Below are 19255 nucleotides of genomic sequence, written 5' to 3'. Positions count from 1 at the left end.
CTCCCCCTGCTGCGCGTCACTGCTCAACGCACGGCAGGCGGAAGCGTTGCGTGGGCGTCAGGCCCGCCCGAGGTCGCCCTTGCCGATCGTGCCGCTGGCCATCTCCAGCATCCGGTCAAGGCTTCGCTTCGCCGCCAGGCGCAGGCCTTCCTCGATCTCGATGCGCGGCTCCAGGTCCCGCAGGCAGGTGTAGAGCTTCTCCATCGTGTTGAGCGCCATGTACGGGCAGATGTTGCAGTTGCAGTTGCCGTCCGCCCCGGGCGCTCCGACGAAGTTCTTCTCCGGCAGGGCCTTCTGCATCTGGTGGATGATGTGCGGCTCGGTCGCCACGATCAGCGTGTCGCCGGTGAACGTCTTGGCGAACTGCAGGATCGCGCTGGTCGACCCGACGTGATCGGCATGGTCGATGATGTGCGGCGGGCACTCCGGGTGCGCGGCGACGGGCGCGCCGGGATACTGCGCCTTGAGCTTCATCAGCTCCCGCTCGCTGAACGCCTCGTGCACGATGCACACGCCCGGCCAGAGCAGCATCTTGCGGCCGAACTTGCGGTTCAGATAACCGCCCAGGTGCCGGTCGGGCCCGAAGATGATCGGCTGGTCTTCGGGGATCTGGCTGATGATCGTCTCCGCGCTGGAGCTGGTGACGATGATGTCGCTGAGCGCCTTCACCTCGGTCGAGCAGTTGATGTAGGTCAGCGCGATGTGGTCCGGATGCGCCTCGCGGAAGGCCTTGAACTTGTCCGGCGGGCACGAGTCCTCGAGGCTGCAGCCGGCTTCCATGTCCGGCAGCACGACGATCTTCTCGGGGCTGAGTATCTTGGCCGTGTCGGCCATGAACTTCACGCCGCAGAACGCGATCACGTCGGCATCGGTGTCGGCAGCCTTGCGGCTGAGTTCGAGAGAGTCGCCCACGAAGTCGGCCAGATCCTGCAGTTCCGGCTTCTGGTAATAGTGCGCCAGGATCACCGCGTTGCGCTCCTTGCGCAACCGGTCGATTTCGGCACGCAGGTCGGTGCCGGTCGGCATTCTGGTCTGGACGGACATGTGGGGTCTCCTCTTGCCCGCCATATAGGGACCGGCGCGCGAAATGTCGCGGGGTCGGCGGGCGAGATTTCGCACGGCGAGGGCGCGGAAAACTTTCGGCCGTGCAACCTGCACTACCGGTTGCGGCCTAAGCCCTCCCGTCCTTCGACAAGCTCAGGACGAACGGACCTAGTTTATTGCACCCTACGTGTGAGGGGCACTCCCCTTTGTGCTGAGCCCCCCCGGTTTGTGCTGAGCCCCCCGTTCGTGCTGAGCCCCCCCCGTTCGTGCTGAGCCCCCCGTTCGTGCTGAGCCCCCCGTTGTGCTGAGCCCCCCCGTTCGTGCTGAGCCCCCCCGTTCGTGCTGAGCCCCGTTCGTGCTGAGCTCCGTTCGTGCTGAGCCCCCCCTTCCGTTCGTGGTGAGCTTGTCGAACCACGATGGGCGCGACACATCCGTTCGGCCGGGCGGAACTCACCCCGGCATGAACGCCGCCATCGGCCGCTCGGCGCCGGGCGTGCCGGCGAGGAACCATTCGGTGAACTGCGGGCCGAGGGGGCTGTAGGCGAGGAGGTCGGCGACGATCTGGATGCCGATCACCACGCCGATGCCCCAGAACCAGGCAGGATGCGCGCGGCCGTAGCGCCGCCGGTCGGCCAGGATGCCGACTACCGCGAACAGGATCGGCGGCAGCACGGCTGCGATGTACCAGGCGTAAGGAATGAGCAGCGGAGCCGGGATCAGGCGGCCGACGCCGGGCCCCAGCAGCATGGCGAAGCCGCAGTACATCAGCCGGCGGTGCCAGCCGGTGTCGCTGCGCACCGTCACAGCCCAGGCGACCATGCCGGCAAAGCCGAGCAGGTGCAGCGGGTTGCTGATCAGGAACTGGTTCTGGTCGAAGAAAGGCGGCCCACCGCGCTCCTGCAGCGAGATCTGCGTCAGCAGCAGTCCGCTCAGCACCATCAGCGGCACCCAGCCCGCGGCGATCCATCCCAGCCGGCGATGCAGCGCCACGTTGCCCGCCAGGATCAGCGAGTTCTGCGCCACGTAGAGCCCGAGCCCCGCCATCATGACGATGCCGTGGAAGTGATAGACCAGCGGCAGCGAGAAGCTCGAGCGGCCGGTGACGATATTGAAGGAGAAGCCGCCGACGATGATCGCCGCCAGCAGGCAGCTCATCGTGAAGAAGAACCGCGCCTCGCCGCGATCGGCGCCCGTTGCAAATGGAACACTAGCCATCAACCGAACTCCCCGTCCGGCGACCCACCGCATATTTACGCTCTGCCGATGAGTCGCGGAAGCCCGAAAGTCGACTCAGTTCGGAACCGCTGCCGGCTCCTGGCCTTCGAAGTGAACGTTGACGGTCACGTCTCCATATCCGGCCACCTGGAGCGGAATGGCGAGGTTCTGGCGGATCGCCTGGGCGGCCGCTTTCCGGGCCATTGCCAGGATCTGCGGGTTCCTGGCGAACGTGGCCGCGCGTTCCGCCGCCTGGCGCGAGTTGTTGCGGCTGAGCGCGACCGATGCGTCACGGCTGACGTAGAGCCCGTCGGTGAAGTAGCGGGCGGCGGCCTCGTCGATATTCGGGGGCGAGACACGCAGGCCGGGCAGGACGACGTCGAGCGTCTCGGTCTCAGGGTCCCAGGCGAAGTCGCTCCGCTCCATCTGCGACAGGTCGAGCCGGTATTCGACCAGCGCCGGCACGATCATCGCCTGGCGCGCTTCCAGCGCGGCGATGTCGAGCGGGCCGACGGAGGGCGTGTTGACGCTTTCCGCCACCACTTCGAACCGCGAGCTGAACACCGTCAGCGAGTTCTGCTCCTCGAACGCGAGCATGGCGCTGCCGACGATGTCGCCCTCCTCCTCGTGGAAGAACGCCCGCCAGCCGAGCCAGGCGACGGCGGCAAACAGGACGATGACGATCAGCCAAGGCACCGCCTGCACGCGGGCGAGCCCTGGATCGTGGCGGGGAGCGTGCTGCAGCCGGTCGCCGGCGGCATCGCGCTTGATCAGGTTCGGATCGTCCATAAGTCCCCTGAACGGACGACGCGCCTACGCCGTTCCAGGTCCAGGAGATGCGCGGTAACCGATAGGCCGGCCGCGCCCCAGAGACGTTCGCTCACGCCTTTGTACATCTGCGGCACGAGTTCGAGGACGGTCTGCGGCGTCTCCGCCAGCAGGCGTAGCACCTGCCGCTCGCGCAGGCGGCGGTGGCCGATCATCCCGCGCACCAGCTGCCGGGGCTTGTGCACCGCCGGGCCGTGGGCCGGATAATAGACCCGGTCGTTCCGCGCGTGGAGCCGCTCCAGGCTCGCTATGTAGTCCGCCATGTCGCCGTCCGGCGGCGCGACCACGGTGGTCGACCAGCCCATCACGTGATCGCCCGTGAACAAGGCGCCGGTCTCCTCCAGCGCGAAGCACAAGTGGTTCGAGGTGTGCCCGGGGGTAGCGAGCGCAGTCAGCGTCCAGCCGGGCCCGGCGATCTGCTCGCCGTCGGCCAGCACGCGGTCGGGCGCGTAGCTCTGGTCGAACGGCGCATCCGCGCGGAGTTCCCCGCCTTCGATCGCCAGCGGAGCGCAGCCGACGATCGGCGCATCGGTGAGGGCGGCGAGCGGAGCGGCCGCGGGCGAATGGTCGCGGTGCGTGTGGGTGCAGGCGATCGCCAGCACCCTGGCGTCGCCGATCGCCCGTTCCAGCGCCTGCAGGTGCTCGGGCTCCGCCGGGCCGGGATCGATCACCGCCAGCCCCTCGGCGCTGCCGACCAGGTAAGTCTGCGTGCCGGTGTAGGTGAACGGGGAGGCGTTCGGCGCGAGGACCCGGCGGACGAGCGGTTCGAGTTCGTCGACCGCGCCGGTCGGCCAGGGTTGCGGGGGCAGTGCCATGGGCTCCCCTATCCGACCGCCTTGCGCGAAGTCGAGGATCTAGAGCGCGCCCATTTCCTGGCTGAGCCGCTCGCGCAGCCGGTGGATAGCTGACGGGTGCATGGCGAAGTGCTCCCGCCAGGCGCCGTCCAGGCGGGCGATCCGCGCGTGGAACCGCTCGGTCCGGCGGATCAGCTCGTGCATCTCCGGCCCGAGCATCGCCAGCTGGTCATCGCTGCTCGGCGGCTGTGCGGCGGGCAGGCGGCCGTGCTGGCGCAGCTGGAACTCGGTCAGGTCGCCGGCGAAGAAAGCGCGCTGGTTCAGCAACCAGGCGATCGCGTGCATCATTCGGGTGGTCGTGCGCAGCGCCTCGCAGCTGAGCGCGACCCGCGCCAGGGCGTGGTCTTCGCCGATCACATCGATCCGGCCCGACAAGTCGAAGGCCGCGCGCGCCTCGTCGGCGAGCTCGAGCGCCTCGCAATAGAGCGATTCGATGATCGTCGGGCTGAGATCGGCAGTTTCTGTCATAATCGAGGCGAAGCTAAATCAGATTCGCCGCCCCCGCGCCAGAGTCGCACGGGCGCGTTTCCCGGCGCAGGCTGGCGCTGCCCCGCGCTGGGACGGGTCAGGCGATGATATCCGGCGTAAGGAAATCCTCGATCGCGGCGATCTGATCGCGCAGGCGCAGCTTGCGCTTCTTCAGCCGGGCGATCTGCAGCTGATCCTGGCTTTCGGTGGCTGTCAGCGCCGCGATCGCGGCATCGAGATCGCGGTGCTCGGTCCGCAAGATCGCCAGCCGCCTGCGCTGTTCCTCTTCGTTCACCGGGCGCAGAACCTTTCCGATAACCATTCGCGGCCAAGCGCTCACGCTTCGCCGCTCCAGCGTTTGCCGATCCATGAAACTTGTGTTTTGATACCAATTGCGCGGCCGGGTCGCCAGTACGAGTCGAAGCGGATCGCGCCAAGGGACTCGCAACACTCCCCGTAGAAGATCAGGAGAAAGCTATGGAAACCTCGCACGTCGCTGCCCTTCAGGCCAAGCACGAGGGGCTGGAACGCCGGATCCGCGAAGAACTCAACCGCCCGGCACCCGACGAGTCGATGGTCCAGGTACTCAAGAAACAGAAATTGCGCATCAAAGAAGAAATGTCGCAGTTCTGAGGTGTCGCGCCCGGTTCCTTGCGGAGCCGGGCAGCAGCGTTTCCAAACGCTTCCGGATGCGATAGGCGAACTTCATGTCCGCCGTCGCCGCCGCCCGATCGATCCTCACCCAGCTGCATGAGCTGATGGCCTCGCGTATTTCCGCGCAGGGCAAGCTCAACCAGGTGGTCGACATTATCGGCGAGGCGCTGAACAGCGAAGTCTGCTCGATCTACCTCCTGCGCGACGGCATGCTGGAGCTGTTCGCCACCCGCGGCCTGGAGCAGGCGGCGGTCCACGTCACCAAGCTCGGCGTGGGCGAGGGCCTGACCGGCACGATCGCCGCCAATATCGAAACGCTCAACCTGGCCGAGGCGGCCGCGCATCCCGAGTTCCAGTACCGCCCCGAAACCGGGGAGGAGAAGTTCCACAGCTTCGCCGGCGTGCCGATCGTGCGGCGCCAGCGGGCGATCGGCGTCCTCACCGTGCAACACGTGGAGCCGCGGCGCTATGAGGAAGTCGAGATCGAAGCGCTGCAGACGGTCGCCATGGTGCTGGCCGAGCTGATCCAGAACGCCGGCCTGGTGGACGACGAGCACCCCGGCTCGCTGTCGAGCAACCACACCGGCCAGGAAGTGCTCGACGGCCTGCAACTCGTGAAGGGCCTCGCGCTCGGCCAGGCAGTGTTCCACCAGCCGCGCATCAACATCGAGCAGACCGTGGCCGAGGACGTCGAGGCCGAGCGCCAGCGCGTCTATCTCGCGTTCGACAAGATGCGCGAGCAGATCGACCAGATGACCGGCCAGGCGGAGTTCGGCGTCGGCGGCGAGCACGAGGAGGTCCTGCAGACCTACAAGATGTTCGCCTACGACGAAGGCTGGAGCCGGCGCATCAACGAAGCGATCGATTCCGGCCTCACCGCCGAAGCGGCGATCGAGCGCGTGCAGCAGCGCACCCGCATGCGCATGCGCGAGATCGACGATCCGCTGCTGGCCGACCGGATGCACGATCTGGAGGACTTGGCGAACCGCCTGCTGCGGATCGTCTCCGGCCAGCTCGGCACCGCCGCAAGCGTGGGCTTGCGCGGCGACTCCATTCTGATCGCCAAGAACCTGGGGCCGGCGGAGCTGCTCGAATACGACAAACGCCGGCTAAAAGGCGTCGTGCTGGAGGAAGGATCGCTCACCTCGCACGTGGTGATCGTCGCGCGGGCGATGGGGATCCCGGTTCTCGGCCGGGTGCGGAACGCCCGCGGGCTGATCCGCGAAGGCGACACCCTGCTGCTCGACGGCGACTTTTCGAAGCTCACCGTCCGCCCTTCCCAAGGGGTGCTCGATGCCTTCGAAGCGCGCTTCGTGCGCAACCGGGAGCGTCAGGCCGCTTACGCCAAGCTGCGCGATGTCGAACCGTTCACGCGCGACGGGCAGCGCATCCAGGTGATGATGAACGCCGGCCTGCGCGACGACATCCCGATGCTCAGCCTGACCGGGGCCGATGGCATCGGCCTGTTCCGCACCGAGTTCCAGTTCCTCGTGTCCGCGGCGCTGCCAGCGCGCGACCGGCAGACGCGGCTCTACCGCGATGTGCTCGACGCCGCCGGCACCAAGCCGGTGATTTTCCGCACGGTCGACATCGGCGGCGACAAGCAGCTGCCCTATCTCAGCAATGAGTACGGGCGCGAGGACGAGAACCCGGCGATGGGCTGGCGCGCGCTGCGCCTGGCGCTCGAGCGCGAAGGGCTGCTGAAAGTCCAGGCCCGCTCGCTGCTCGAAGCGGCCGGCGGCAAGGCCCTGAACGTGATGTTCCCGATGGTCTCCGAACCCTGGGAGTTCGAGGCGGCCAAGGCCGTGTTCGAAAAGCAGATCGTCTATCTCAAGACGCTCAAGCGCAAGCTGCCCGAAGCGATCAACTACGGCGTCATGCTGGAAGTGCCGTCGCTGGCGGAGATGCTCGACCAGTTGATCCCGCAGCTTTCTTTCATTTCGATCGGCACCAACGACCTGACGCAGTTCCTGTTCGCCGCCGACCGGGCCAACCCCAAGCTGGCGGAGCGTTACGACTGGCTCAGCCCGGCGATCCTCCGCTTCCTGGCGCGCGTGGTGCAGGCGACCGCGGGGCACCGGGTGGAGCTGGGCGTGTGCGGCGAAATGGGCGGGCGGCGGCTGGAGGCGCTGGCGCTGATCGGGCTCGGCATGCGCCGGCTGTCGATCACGCCGGCGGCGGTCGGCCCGATCAAGGAACTGGTGCGGCAGATCGACACGGCGCAGATCGGCGCGGCGATGTCGCGCTGGCTGGCCAATCCCCCGCCGGACATGCGGGCGGCGCTGTCCGACTGGGCGGTGCAGCAGGGCATCGAAATCGACTAAATGGAGGCCCATGGGCCGGGGCGGGCAAGCCGCACTTGACTTGAACCTCGCGGGACAGTCTCTTGGCAACCTAACGGGTTCGCCAAGATGAACCATAACCGCCAGACTGGAGCGGGAATGGACGAGAATTTCATAAGCACGGAAGCAACCGGAACGCCGATGGGGATCGGGGCCCAGCTTCGCGCCGCGCGCGAGGAGAAAGGCCTCTCGCTGGAGCAGGTCGCGGCGCAGACCCGAATTCCGCAGCGCCACCTCGTCGCCATCGAGGCCGGAGATTTCGGCCGCCTGCCAGGCCGCACTTACGCGGTCGGCTTTTCGCGCACCTACGCCAAAGTGGTCGGGCTCCAGCAGGAGGAAGTCGCGGCCATGGTCCGCGCCGAACTCGACGCCCAGCTTGGCGAGGAAGAGTACCGGCCGGCCACTTTCGAACCGGGCGACCCGGCCCGGGCTCCGTCGCGCGCGCTGTTCTACTTCTCCATCTTCGCGGCAATCCTGGTCGTCGCCGGCATCGCCATGTTCCTGAGCACGCTGTTCACCCCGGCGGCCGAGCTGCCCTCGCTGATCGAGCAGGAGCAGGCGAAGCAGGCTGCTGCACAGCGCGTCGCCCCGAAAACCGGGACTCCGGCGGCCCAGGCAGCCCCGCGGGCCGCCGGCCCGGTGGTGTTCACCGCGCGGGAGGAGGCCTGGGTCCGCTTCTACACCCCGCAAGGCACGCTGATGGAAGCCGTCATGGCTCCGGGCGACACATATACCGTGCCGGCCGACGCGGTCCAACCGATGCTGCGGACCGGCCGCCCCGATGCCCTGCGCATCACCGTCGGCGGACGCGAGCTGCCGCGGTTGTCGGAGCAGCAGCGGGTCGTCAGCGACGTGCCGGTCACGGGCGAAGCGCTGGTGGCGCGCGGGCGGGCCGCCCCGGCGGCTGCCGCGACGGGGGAAAACACCCGCTCCGGCACGAACTGAGGGCTGTCGCTCCCTCGACAAGGGAATCCCGCCTTGGCACATTCGCGCATGCGTCGTTCAGCCGCCGTTCGCCCGCTTCCGGCGAATACGGGCGGCGAACTCAGGAGGAATAAGGACAGGATGAGCTTCACTCATTGGCAGACGTCGCGCACGGTCATCGCCGCCCTGCTGCTGGCAGGCGGCGCGGTGATCGCCGCTCCCGCCGCTGCTCAGGCGGACGATGCCCGGCTGCGCAAGATCGAGGCCGAGATCCGCGCGCTGCAGCGGCAGGTCTTCCCGAACAGCGACGGGCGCTTCTTCACGCCCGAAGTGGTTACGCCCGGGCAGGCCACTCCGCAGCAGACCGGCGCCCCGTCCGAGAGCGCCGTCACGGACATCCTCGCTCGCCTGCAATCGATCGAATCGCAGCTCGCGCAGTTGACCGCCCGGGGCGAGGAGAACGCCAACGAGATCCGCCAGATCCAGGAGCGGTTGGGCATCCTCGAAACAGCGGCGGCACCGGCCCCGGTGGCGCAGCCCAGCGGCGCGATCCGCGTGCCCGAGGTCGGCAACGGCTCCAGCAGCAGCCCCGCGGCGCCCGCAGCCGCGGCCGGGCCAAGCCCCGAGCGGCTCGCCCGGGTTCAGGCGATCGCCAAGCCGGACACTGGCGATGCAGGCGAGGACGAATACAGCTACGGCTTCCGCTTGTGGGAGGCGGGCCTGTTCCCCGAGGCGCAGCAGCAGCTCAAGCTGTTCGTGGAGCGTTACCCCAGCCACCGGATGATCAGCTATGGCCGCAACCTGCTCGGCCGGGCCTATCTCGACGATGGCCAGCCGCGCCTCGCCGCGCCGTATTTCCTGGAGAACTACCAGTCGGCCCCGACGGGCGCGCGCGCGCCGGACAGCCTGCTGTTCCTGGCCGGCGCGATGGTCGCGCTGCAGGACACCACGCGCGCCTGCCGGGCCCTCGCCGAGTTCAGCGAGAAGTATCCGGCGCTCGCCACCGGGCGGCTGAAGGACCAGTATGAAAGGGAGCGCCGGCGCGTCACGTGCCGCTGACGGAGTGACCGCGGCCGAGGCGGCGCGCTTCGCCGCCGCCCTCGATCGGCTGTGGCCGGAGGGTGGCCGGCTGGGCCTGGCCGTCTCCGGCGGGCCGGACAGCCTAGCGCTCCTGCTGCTTGCGCATGCCGCGGTTCCCGGACGGTTCGCCGTGGCCAGCGTCGATCACGGCTTGCGCCCGGCGGCGGCGGAAGAGTGCCGGGCGGTGGCGCGCGTCTGCGCGGAGCGGGGGATCCTCTGTGCGATCCTCACGGTCCAGACCGGTACAGGCAATCTCCAGACCGCCGCGCGCGAGGCTCGCTACGCGGCCCTGGCAGGCTGGGCGGAACGAGAGGGACTGGGGGCGCTCGCCACCGCCCACCATGCCGACGACCAGGCCGAAACGCTGATCATGCGCCTCAACCGAGCCAGCGGCCTCTCCGGGCTCGCCGGGGTGCGCCGGCGCGGCGTCGTGCCCGGCACGGCCCTGCCGCTGCTGCGCCCACTGCTGGACTGGCGCCGCGCCGAGCTGGCGGAAATCGTCTCACGCGCCGGTCTGGAACCAGCCGCCGACCCCAGCAACCGCGACGAGCGCTTCGATCGCGTCCGCATCCGCGCCGCGCTAGCAACCGCGGACTGGCTCGATCCGCCCGCCCTGGCGCAGAGCGCGGCCCACCTGGCGGAAGCGGACGCGGCGCTCGAATGGGCGGCCGAGCGGGAATGGGCGGAACGGGTCGTCACCGCGGCCGACCGGGTTCGCTACAACCCCAGCGCTCCGCGCGTGATCGTGCTGCGGGTGGTGGCGCGGATCATTGCTCACTTCGGCGGAGAGGGTCGGGGAGCTGCGGTCGCACAGCTCGTAGACGGTCTGGCGGCAGGGCGTACCGGCAACCTCGGTGGTGTCATGGCAAGCGTGGAGAAGGACGCTTGGCTCTTCCGCCCCGAGCCCCCGCGTCGTTCGTTCTGAGCCTCTCCTCCAATCCGTTACCTCAGCCAAACCTCGTCACCCTGAACTCGTTTCAGGGTCCATCTCTCCACCTTCACCGCCGTGACGGCGGAGGCATGGATGCTGAGACGAGCTCAGCATGACGATCAACTCATCAGCGCGTCGCCCAGGCCCGCCATCCTGCCGCGGGTGATGATCACCTTGTCACCCTTGCGGGCGGCGGCGAACAGCTTGGAGACGAACCCGTCCGGGGCGCCGATGCAGCCGTGGCTGGCCCAGCCGTTGCGCACCTGGCTGCCGCCGTGGATCGCGACGCCGTCCCAGGTCAGCCGCAAGGTCCAGGGCATCGGCGCGTTGCCGTACTTCTCGGAGATGTTGTGCCGTTCCTTGCTCAGGATCGGGAACACGCCGAGCGGGGTAGGGTAGTCGTCGGTGCCGAGCAGGACGGCCGTGGCGCCGATCTCATAACCGCCGCGGAAGACCGAGAGCACTCGCGCTTCGAGGTCGACCGTCATGACCAGTGGACCATCGGGCACACCTTCTTCGTCCCAGTGCCATTCGCCATACCTGATCGGCCCCTCGATCGGCAGGATCCGCTTGATCACGAATGGGGATTCGGCCGCCGCGGGCGTGGGCAGCGGCTGGACCATAGCCACGTTTTCGATCGCCGGCTCTTCTGGAGCCACGACCCGATCGTCCGCGACGAGCACGTCCTCGGCCGTCAGCCAGGTGTCAGGCCTGCTCTCCTGCGCCTCCAGCGCATTGCTGCCGACAACGGCCGAAGCGAGCAGCACCAATACCGCCGCGGTCGCGCCGCCGATCCATTTCAATCCGGCCTCCATAGATATGGATAATGCCAGATTTACCAAATCGTGCCACGGCCGCCTGTCCCGCGTCCCGCTGCGAGACGCACCGGCGCCGGTGCGTCAACCGTGGGCGCCGAAGAGGTTGGCGATGGCGGTCGAGATCCGCAGCGACAGGGCGTGGGCCTGCTCGATCGGATCGATGAACCTGCGCCGCAGGGCCTCGTACCCTTCGTCGGCGCCTTCGGGATATTCGGTCGGCTCGTCGAGATCGAAGTCGGCCAGGCGGGGGAACTCGGTCGGGAAGGCACGCCTGAGCTGCGCCAGGGCATCCTCGATCCGCAGCGAGAAGACCATCTCCAGCACGTCGTCGCGGCTGATGTCGTTCGCGCGGCTGAAGGCCGGGACCGAGACCGCCCGCAGGAACATGTGCTGCATCAGCGCCAGCCGCAGCGCGTGCAGCGCGCCGATCGTGCGGCGCAGGTGCTCGCGGTCCTCCCCCGGCTCCTCGGCGGGCAGCAACGCGAGCAGGCGGTGGAGCTTCAGCGCATCGATCCGCAGGCGCGAGGCGAGGCGGCGGAACACGCCGACACGGTCGTCCTTGACCAGGTACTCGGCCAGGGCTTCGCATGGGGCCGACAAGTGGCTCTCCGTGCCGCGGTATGGCCGGCTCGACCAGTACGCCGAGTTGAACAGCTCGCCCCATGCGGCCACCGTCTTCACGCTGGCGAGCGCATTGGCGGCACGCACCAGCCGCAGGATCTGCCCGCCGCGTTCGCTTTCGCTCAGCAGCTCGGCAATTTCCTCGTAATTCCCCTCGGCCGCGCTGCCGACCCCGGCGATGACGTTCACCGGATAGCCGAGCTGCTGCAGGACCGCGTTGTGCGGGATCGCGCGGATCTGCCGCAAGCTCATCTCGCGGTCGGCGGAAATGTCGCTCTGCCGGCGCGAGACACGGCTGCCCGTGGGGTTGAGCAGGCCGAGCCCGAAGGCGGTCACCGCGCGCGCATACGTGCGGCTTTCGAGGTGCGAGTGCTGGTGATCGCGGATCGCGCGGTAGAAATCGAGGCTCAGGTCGGTCCGGCGGTAGAACGGGTCGGCCGGCGCATCCGTATCGGCCTCGCCCGGATGCAGCGCGGCGATGCGGGTCAGCGTCGCCAGCGCCAGCTCCGGCGTGGCGAAGAACAGGTAGCCGTCGCCGCCCTGGAAGCTGACTTCGGGCTCCAGCGCGATGCCCGCCCGCCCGAACCGTCGCCGCGCCCAGGGGCTCAGCGGCCAGTCGAGCCGATCCTTCAGGCCGCACGGATGCGCCCCGCGGCCCATGCTCTCGCCGTGGGTGTCGAAGATCAGCGCGGCGACATCCGCCAGCCCGTTCGCCGCCATCGCCGCGGCCAGCCGCCCCTGCAGCCGCTCGATCGCAAGGCTCGCGGGTATCTGTCCAACGAACCGCCCGGCGTCGGAGAAACCGGTCTGGATCGCCACCCGCCCGCGCGCGCGGGCGTAGCTGCGGTAGTCCTTCTCGGCGAGCAGCTCGTCGAGGAACCGCCCGCCGTGCTCCAGCGCGCTTTCGGTCTCGAACAGCGGCGAGATGTCGACTTTGTCCTCGATCCCGAACAGCTTGGCGAAGTAGAGCGCCGCGAGCATCGTCGCCGGCTGCTCGCACTCGGCCACCAGCATGCGGATCGGCGCGTCGGCGTCGATGTGGGCGAGGATCTGCGCCATCGCCAGGAACTGCCGGATCGCCGTGCTGCTCTCGATCGCCAGCGCGGCGAAGTTGGAACGGCGCGGCTGCACCTCGGCGATGGCCTCACGCAAGTGCACGACAGCGCTCTTGCTGGCGAGATCGAGCTCTCCCTTCGGATCGAGCCGCCGGCGCACGGCGTTGTGCAGCTGCTTGGCGTTCACCCGGAAATGGATCCAGCCCATCCCGAGCCCGTCTGCGCGCATCGCGGCGGCGAGGGTCTTGAGGGCCATGGCGCGCTGCGGATCGGCTTCGAGTGCCTCCTCCTCCAGCCGCTCGATCCAGTCCCGCAGAGAAAGCAGCTTGTGCGGATGGTCGGCAGTCAGCCGGTTCGCCGCCGCGGACAGGGCCGCGGGCTCGGACAGATCCGCCGCAAAGTCCCGCGCGCGGTCGGTGGCATAGTCGGCAGCAGCGCGCATTTCCCCGAGTAGCGGGTGGCCGGCATCGATCGCCTCCAGCGACGCGGCATAGCGCGCCAGGCGCTCGGCTTTCTCGGATAGGCGGAAGCCGATCGAATCGTGCCAGGCGATGTCGGTGCGCCCGTCCATGTCGTAGCCGACCCAATGGGCGAAGCGGAACGGCAGCGGGGAGAAATCGTGCCACTCGTCGGGCCAGCGCTCGCGCGCAGCGCCGAGCAGCGTTGCGACGATCCGGTCGCGCGCATCCTGCGCATTGCCGATCGCGCGCATCGCCTCCGCATGTTCGAAAGCGAGCGTGATGCCTGTGCGGTCCGACGGAACGGCGCAGGCTTCAGGCTTGATTGGGCCCTCGCGGCTTGCCTGCTCGGCCACAGCCTCGGCCTGGGCTGGCGGGAGCAGGAACGTCGGATGAGCGGTGAAGACCGCGTGCAGCCGGGGCTTCTCCCAGCGCGCTCGAAAGGCGGAGAAATCGCCCGCCTCGTCCGCCAGCGTTGCTTCCAACTCGGCGATGTTCGCCGCAGGATCGACCGGCGCGACGAGCCGCCGCAGGCGCCGCGCACGGCTGGTCAGGGCCTCGCATTCGAGCTCGGCTATCAGGTCTCCGCACTCGTCGAGCGTCAGCTCGCCGCTCTCGATCTGCCGCGAGAGGTCCAGCGAAAGCTGGAACACGGGGTTGAACAGCGGCGTCTCCTCGGTGCGGCGGTGCAGCGCCTGCAGCCGGTCGAGGAGATCGCCGACCGATTTCATCCCAGCCGGCTCGCCCTGCGCGCGGCTTCCGCGATGGCAATATAATCCGGCGGCCCCTTCGGCACGATCCAGCTGCCGCCGACGCAAAGCACCGGATCGAGCGCGAGCCACTCCGGCGCCGTCTCCTCGCTGATCCCGCCGGTCGGGCAGAACCGCACTTGGCCGAACGGCGCGGCAAGCGCCTTCAGTGCCGGCGCTCCGCCGGCAGCCATGGCGGGGAAGAACTTGAACCGGTTCAGGCCCAGGTCCATCCCGCGCATGATGTCGCCAGCGCTGGCGATGCCGGGCAGGAAGGGCACGCCGCTGGCCACCGCCGCCTTGCCGAGCGTCTCCGTGAGGCCTGGCGAGACGATGAACTCGCTGCCCGCCTCGAGCGCCGCCTCCAGCTCGGCTGGGTTGGTGACCGTACCCGCGCCGACGATCGCCCCTTCGACCTGCTTCATCTCGCGGATCACATCGAGCGCCGCCGGCGTGCGCAGAGTCACTTCGAGCACGCGCAGCCCGCCGGCGACCAGCGCCTCGGCCAGGGGGCGGGCCTGCCGCACGTCCTCCACCACCAGCACCGGAATCACCGGGGCGGTGCGCATGATGTCTTCGATGGTGCTCACAGGTGCTCCCTGGCGAAAGCCGCCGCGGCGCCGAACAGGCCCGGCTGCGGGTGGATGATCAACTTGATCGGAATGCCCTGCATCATCCGCTCGTAGCGGCCCTTGAACAGGAATCGCTCGGCGAAGCCGGAGCGCGGCAGGACGTCCTTGAGCTTGAGGCCGAGCCCGCCGGCCAGGACAACGGCGCTCGCCCCTTGGGCCAGCGCATAGTCGCCGCACACGCTGCCCAGCGAGAGGCAGAAGCGCTGAACGGCGGCAACGCACAGCGGGTCCTCGCCCGAGAGCCCGAGCTGCCAGATCGTCTTGTCCTCCAACTCGGCGAGCTGCCGCCCCTCGATCGCGCCGAGCACGGCGCGGATCTCCACGATCCCGGGGCCGGAGACCACGCGTTCGAGCGAGACCCGGCGGTGGCGTGCGCGCAGGCGCGCCAGCAGCCGGTCGTCGATCGCGTCGACCGGCGCGAAGTCGACATGGCCGCCTTCGGTCGCCTGGACGTGATAGCCGCCGGGAAACCGGTGGAAGTGCGCGACGCCGAGGCCGGTGCCCGGGCCGACCACGCTCACAGTGCCGCTTTCGGGCAGCGGCAGGTCCGGCCCGGCGATATGGACCAACTCACTCGCCGGAGCGCGCGCAACGGCATGGGCGACGGCGCCGAAATCGTTGAGCACGGTGACTTTCTCGATCCCGAGCTGCTCGTCGAGCGCGCCGGTGTGCAGGACCCAGCTGTTGTTGGTCATCCGCACTGTCCCGCCGGTCACCGGCCCGGCGATGGCGATGGCCGCCGCGCCTGGCAGCGGCCCGCCGGCCTGGGCGGCATAAGCGTCCCAAGCGCCTTCGATGCCGGCGAAGTCGGAGGTCTTCAACGTAACCGGCTCGCCCAGCTCGATCGCCCCATCGGTTATCACCGCGCGGGCGAAGCGGGCATGCGTGCCGCCCACGTCGATGGCGATGAGCTCGGTCACAGCCCACCCACCGCCAGCATGGCGGAGCCTCCCCGCTCGGCCTCGTCGGCGAAGTTGCGGAACATGCCGAACAGCTCGCGCCCGGTGCCGAGCTCGATTTCGCGCATCTGCGCCGGCTCGCGGGACGCGAGGTTCGCCGTGGTCGAAAGCGTGCCGTCCTCGGCCGAGAGGCGCACTATGTCCCCATCGCGCAAGCGGGCGAGCGGTCCGCCGCCAAGCGCCTCGGGGCTGACGTGGATCGCGCCCGGCACTTTGCCGCTGGCGCCCGACAGCCGCCCGTCGGTCACGAGCGCCACACGATAGCCGCGGTCCTGCACCACGCCCAGGATCGGGGTCAGCTTGTGCAGCTCCGGCATGCCGTTGGCGCGCGGGCCCTGGAAGCGCATGACCACCACCACGTCACGGTCCAGCTCGCCGGCCGCGAACGCCTTGGCCACATCCTCCTGCCGCTCGAACACCAGGCATGGGGCCTCGACGGTCCAGCGCTCCGGATCGACCGCGCTGGTCTTGATGATCCCGCGGCCCAGGTTGCCTTGCAGCAGCCGCATGCCGCCTTCGGGGAAGAAGGGATCGGTCGCCGGCCGCAGGATGTCCGCGTCCCCGGAAGGGCCCGGATCGCGCCAGGCGAGCTCTTCGCCGTCCAGCCACGGCTCTTGCGCGAAGGCGCCGAGATCGTCACCGAACACCGTCATGATGTCGCGGTGGAGCAGCCCGGCGCTCAGCAGTTCGCGCACCACGAAGCCGAGCCCGCCGGCGTTCTGGAAGTGGTTCACGTCGCTGGCGCCGTTCGGATAGACCTTCGCCAGCATCGGCACCGCGCCGCTGAGTTCCGACAAGTCGTCCCAGTCGATGATCACGCCCGCCGCCCGCGCGAAGGCGGGCACGTGGATCGCGTGATTGGTCGATCCGCCGGTCGCCAGCAGGCCGACCGCCGCGTTGACGATCGAGCGCTCGTCGACGCACTGCGCCAGCGGGCGGTAGTCGTTGCCGTGGCGGGTGATCTCCGCCAGCCGGTGCACCGATGCGCGGGTCAGCGCCTGGCGCAGCGGCGTGCCGGGATTGATGAAGGCCGCACCGGGCAGCTGCAGGCCCATCATCTCCAGCATCATCAGGTTGGAGTTGGCGGTGCCGTAGAACGTGCACACGCCCGGCGAGTGGTAGGACCCGCTTTCGCTTGCGAGCAGCTCGGCGCGGGTCGCCTTGCCCTCCGCATAAAGCTGGCGAATGCGCTGCTTCTCCTTGTTGGAGATGCCGGTCGGCATCGCCCCGGCGGAAAAGAACACCGTCGGCAGGTACCCGAAGCGCAGCGCGCCGATCAGCAGGCCCGGCACGATCTTGTCGCACATGCCGAGCATGGCCACGCTGTCGTACATCGCGTGGCTCAGGCTGACGGCGGTCGAGAGCGCGATCACGTCCCGGCTGAACAGCGACAGCTCCATGCCGTCGGTGCCCTGCGTCACCCCGTCGCACATCGCCGGGGTGCAACCCGCCACCTGCGCCGTAGCGCCGACTTCGCGCGCCCAGATCTTCATCTGCGGCGGATACGCCCCAAACGGCTGATGCGAGGAGATCGTGTCGTTATACGCGCTGACGATGCCGATGTTCGGGCCACGCTGGGTAGCGATCGACTCCTTGTCCTCGCCCATCGCCGCGAAGCCGTGAGCGAGGTTGGAGCAAGGCAGGGCGACATTGCGGTCGGCATGCTTCTCGCCCTCGATCCGCATCAGCTCGAGATAGCGGCTGCGGCTGTCGCGCGACCGCTCGATGATCCGGTCAGTGACCCGGGCGATGGTGGGGTGAAGTGTGGTCATCAAATCCTCCCCGGCACGGGGAGGGGGACCATGCGTAGCATGGTGGAGGGGGCCCGAGAGAACGTCGGGAGCCGCTGCGGGCCCCCTCCGTCACCGGCCTCCGGCCGGCGCCACCTCCCCGTGCCGGGGAGGATTTTTGTCGGCACGCGGAGCCGCGGAGCCGCGGAGGTTTTTAGGGCGCTCGCAGAGGCGCAGAGGCGCAGAGTTGTTGTGGCTGCGGCGAAGCCGCTTTCAAAGCCATGCGCTTCGGCTCGAATTCGAACCAACGTCCGAGGAGAGCGCCTGCGGCGCGAAATCGTCCCTCTGCGCCTCTGCGCCTCTGCGAGCGCACAAAGAGACGCAGCGATCACGCCGCGGATTGCCCCCTCCGCATCTCCGCGTCTCCGCGTGAACAAATCACTCATGCCAGCTCACTCCATCGCGCTCCGCCAGGGCGATCGCGGCGCTTGGGCCCCAGCTTCCGGCCGAATAGGGCTTCGGCTGCAGCTTCTCCTTGGCCCATTCGGCGCGGATCGCGTCGATCCAGCTCCACTGCGCCTCGACCTCGTCGCGTCGGACGAACAGGGTCTGGTCGCCTTCTATGAGGTCCAACAACAGACGCTCGTAAGCGATCCGCTTGTATGTGCCGGTGAACGCATCCGGCATGGCGATATCCAGCGGGACGGGGCGCAAGGCGATCCCCTCCCGGTCGAGCCCCGGCACTTTGGCCATCAGCGAAAGCGTAATGTTCTCTTCCGGCTGGATGCCGATCACCAGGCGGTTGGGTTGCATCCTGGCGCCTTCGAAGATCGAGTGCGGCACGCTGCGGAACTGCACGACGATCTCGGTCACCCGCTCGGGCAGGCGCTTGCCGGTGCGCAGATAGAACGGGACGCCCTTCCAGCGCCAGTTGTCGACATGGGCCTTCAATGCCACGAACGTCTCGGTGTCGCTGTCGCGGCCGAGCTCCTCGTCATATCCGGGCACGATCTTCCCGCCCACCGCGCCGCCGCGGTACTGGCCAGTCACGCTCTCGCCGGCCGACAGCGGCCTCAGCGCGCGCAGGGCTTTGACCTTCTCGTCGCGCACCGCGCCTGAACCGAAGCTCGTCGGCGGCTCCATCGCCACCAGCGCGAGGAGCTGCAGCATGTGGTTCTGGACCATGTCGCGCAGGGCGCCGGTCTGGTCGTAGAAGTCGGCCCGGTCTTCCAGGCCGACCGTCTCGCCCACGGTGATCTGCACGTGAGCGATGTGCTGGGCGTTCCATAGCGGCTCGAACAGGATGTTGGCGAAGCGCAGGGCCAGCAGGTTCTGCACCGTTTCCTTGCCCAGGTAGTGATCGATGCGGAAGATGCGCCTTTCCGGGAAGGCCGCGGCCACCGCATCGTTGATCTCGCAGCTCGACGCGAGATCGACCCCGAGCGGCTTCTCCAGCCCGATGCGCACGCCCTCGCCGGCCAAGCCGACGCGGCTCAGCCCGGCGATCGAGGTTTCGAACAAGCTCGGGGCGGTCGACAGGAAGATCGCCAGCTTGTCCTTTGAGTCGCCGACCTGCTTCGCCAGTTCGTCGAATCCTTCGGACGTGGTCACGTCGTTCGGCTGGTAGTGCAGCCGGTTGAGGAAGTCGGCGATGCCGCCGCGGCGGTCGTGCGGGAGGAACTTCTCCACCGCCTCGCGCGCGAAGTTGCGGTACTCGCTGTCGCTCATGTCTGATCGGGCGGTGCCGACGATACGCAGGTTCTCCGGCAGCAGGTTCTCCGCGTCCAGCGCGCAGAGCGAAGGCAGCAGCATGCGCCGCGCCAGGTCCCCGGTGGCCCCGAACAGCAGCAAAGTGTCGGCGGTGAAGCTCATTCTCGTCAGTGCCTTCCTTGT

17 protein-coding genes are annotated in these 19255 nt (G+C 68.7%); 5 read left to right on the top strand and 12 right to left on the bottom strand.

Annotated elements, in window-relative coordinates; all coding sequences use genetic code 11:
- Window positions 1-57: 57 nt before the first annotated feature.
- From nadA to GRI75_RS09215, 6 genes are all read right to left on the bottom strand, one after another.
- On the bottom strand, window positions 58-1044 hold the full coding sequence (gene nadA / locus GRI75_RS09240; protein WP_160746668.1) for a quinolinate synthase NadA: 987 nt from the start codon (window positions 1042-1044) through the stop codon (window positions 58-60).
- A 450-nt stretch (window positions 1045-1494) separates the two neighbouring features.
- A complete protein-coding gene (locus tag GRI75_RS09235; RefSeq protein WP_235911427.1) occupies window positions 1495-2259 on the bottom strand; it encodes a hypothetical protein in 765 nt (254 codons plus the stop codon).
- 75 nt (window positions 2260-2334) lie between these two features.
- Window positions 2335-3048, bottom strand: coding sequence for a DUF4230 domain-containing protein (locus GRI75_RS09230; protein ID WP_160746667.1), 714 nt, complete (start codon window positions 3046-3048; stop codon window positions 2335-2337).
- On the bottom strand, window positions 3030-3902 hold the full coding sequence (locus GRI75_RS09225; RefSeq protein ID WP_160746666.1) for an MBL fold metallo-hydrolase: 873 nt from the start codon (window positions 3900-3902) through the stop codon (window positions 3030-3032). Before GRI75_RS09225 ends, GRI75_RS09230 begins: the two co-directional genes overlap by 19 nt.
- A 39-nt stretch (window positions 3903-3941) precedes the next feature.
- Complete coding sequence (locus GRI75_RS09220) at window positions 3942-4409, bottom strand: DUF1465 family protein (RefSeq protein WP_160746665.1); 468 nt, start codon at window positions 4407-4409, stop codon at window positions 3942-3944.
- Between the two features lie 97 nt (window positions 4410-4506).
- A complete protein-coding gene (locus tag GRI75_RS09215; RefSeq protein ID WP_160746744.1) occupies window positions 4507-4704 on the bottom strand; it encodes a YdcH family protein in 198 nt (65 codons plus the stop codon).
- 182 nt (window positions 4705-4886) lie between these two features.
- Between GRI75_RS09215 and GRI75_RS09210 the strand changes: the two genes are divergently transcribed.
- The 5 genes from GRI75_RS09210 (at window position 4887) to tilS (ending at window position 10334) form a co-directional block, all read left to right on the top strand.
- Window positions 4887-5042, top strand: a complete 156-nt coding sequence (locus tag GRI75_RS09210; RefSeq protein WP_160746664.1) for a YdcH family protein — start codon at window positions 4887-4889, stop codon at window positions 5040-5042.
- Window positions 5043-5116: 74 nt separating this feature from the next.
- Window positions 5117-7387 carry a phosphoenolpyruvate--protein phosphotransferase gene (gene ptsP, locus GRI75_RS09205; RefSeq protein WP_160746663.1) on the top strand — a complete coding sequence of 757 codons (2271 nt, stop codon included), beginning with the start codon at window positions 5117-5119 and terminating at the stop codon, window positions 7385-7387.
- A 117-nt stretch (window positions 7388-7504) separates the two neighbouring features.
- Complete coding sequence (locus GRI75_RS09200; RefSeq protein WP_160746662.1) at window positions 7505-8350, top strand: helix-turn-helix domain-containing protein; 846 nt, start codon at window positions 7505-7507, stop codon at window positions 8348-8350.
- Window positions 8351-8470: 120 nt separating this feature from the next.
- Complete coding sequence (locus GRI75_RS09195; RefSeq protein ID WP_160746661.1) at window positions 8471-9388, top strand: tetratricopeptide repeat protein; 918 nt, start codon at window positions 8471-8473, stop codon at window positions 9386-9388.
- Window positions 9354-10334, top strand: a complete 981-nt coding sequence (tilS, locus tag GRI75_RS09190; RefSeq protein WP_160746660.1) for a tRNA lysidine(34) synthetase TilS — start codon at window positions 9354-9356, stop codon at window positions 10332-10334. The genes GRI75_RS09195 and tilS overlap by 35 nt, the downstream gene beginning before the upstream one ends.
- A 125-nt stretch (window positions 10335-10459) precedes the next feature.
- Here the strand turns inward: tilS and GRI75_RS09185 are convergent, their stop codons facing one another.
- From GRI75_RS09185 to zwf, 6 genes are all read right to left on the bottom strand, one after another.
- Window positions 10460-11155, bottom strand: coding sequence for a L,D-transpeptidase family protein (locus GRI75_RS09185; RefSeq protein WP_160746659.1), 696 nt, complete (start codon window positions 11153-11155; stop codon window positions 10460-10462).
- An 84-nt stretch (window positions 11156-11239) separates the two neighbouring features.
- Window positions 11240-14023 carry a phosphoenolpyruvate carboxylase gene (locus GRI75_RS09180; RefSeq protein WP_160746658.1) on the bottom strand — a complete coding sequence of 928 codons (2784 nt, stop codon included), beginning with the start codon at window positions 14021-14023 and terminating at the stop codon, window positions 11240-11242.
- A complete protein-coding gene (gene eda, locus GRI75_RS09175; RefSeq protein WP_160746657.1) occupies window positions 14020-14631 on the bottom strand; it encodes a bifunctional 4-hydroxy-2-oxoglutarate aldolase/2-dehydro-3-deoxy-phosphogluconate aldolase in 612 nt (203 codons plus the stop codon). The genes GRI75_RS09180 and eda overlap by 4 nt, the downstream gene beginning before the upstream one ends.
- Window positions 14628-15593, bottom strand: coding sequence for a glucokinase (locus tag GRI75_RS09170; protein WP_160746656.1), 966 nt, complete (start codon window positions 15591-15593; stop codon window positions 14628-14630). Before GRI75_RS09170 ends, eda begins: the two co-directional genes overlap by 4 nt.
- The gene (edd, locus tag GRI75_RS09165) at window positions 15590-17404 is read right to left on the bottom strand and encodes a phosphogluconate dehydratase (protein WP_160746655.1); all 1815 of its coding nucleotides are present in this window, start codon (window positions 17402-17404) and stop codon (window positions 15590-15592) included. The genes GRI75_RS09170 and edd overlap by 4 nt, the downstream gene beginning before the upstream one ends.
- 396 nt (window positions 17405-17800) lie before the next feature.
- The gene (gene zwf / locus GRI75_RS09160) at window positions 17801-19234 is read right to left on the bottom strand and encodes a glucose-6-phosphate dehydrogenase (protein ID WP_160746654.1); all 1434 of its coding nucleotides are present in this window, start codon (window positions 19232-19234) and stop codon (window positions 17801-17803) included.
- Between the last annotated feature and the right edge of the window lie 21 nt (window positions 19235-19255).

It is taken from the genome of Croceibacterium soli (assembly GCF_009828065.1).
Taxonomy (GTDB): domain Bacteria; phylum Pseudomonadota; class Alphaproteobacteria; order Sphingomonadales; family Sphingomonadaceae; genus Croceibacterium_B; species Croceibacterium_B soli.
The sequence above is the reverse complement of the archived record's forward strand: the minus strand, read 5'-3'. Positions and strand labels throughout refer to the sequence as shown.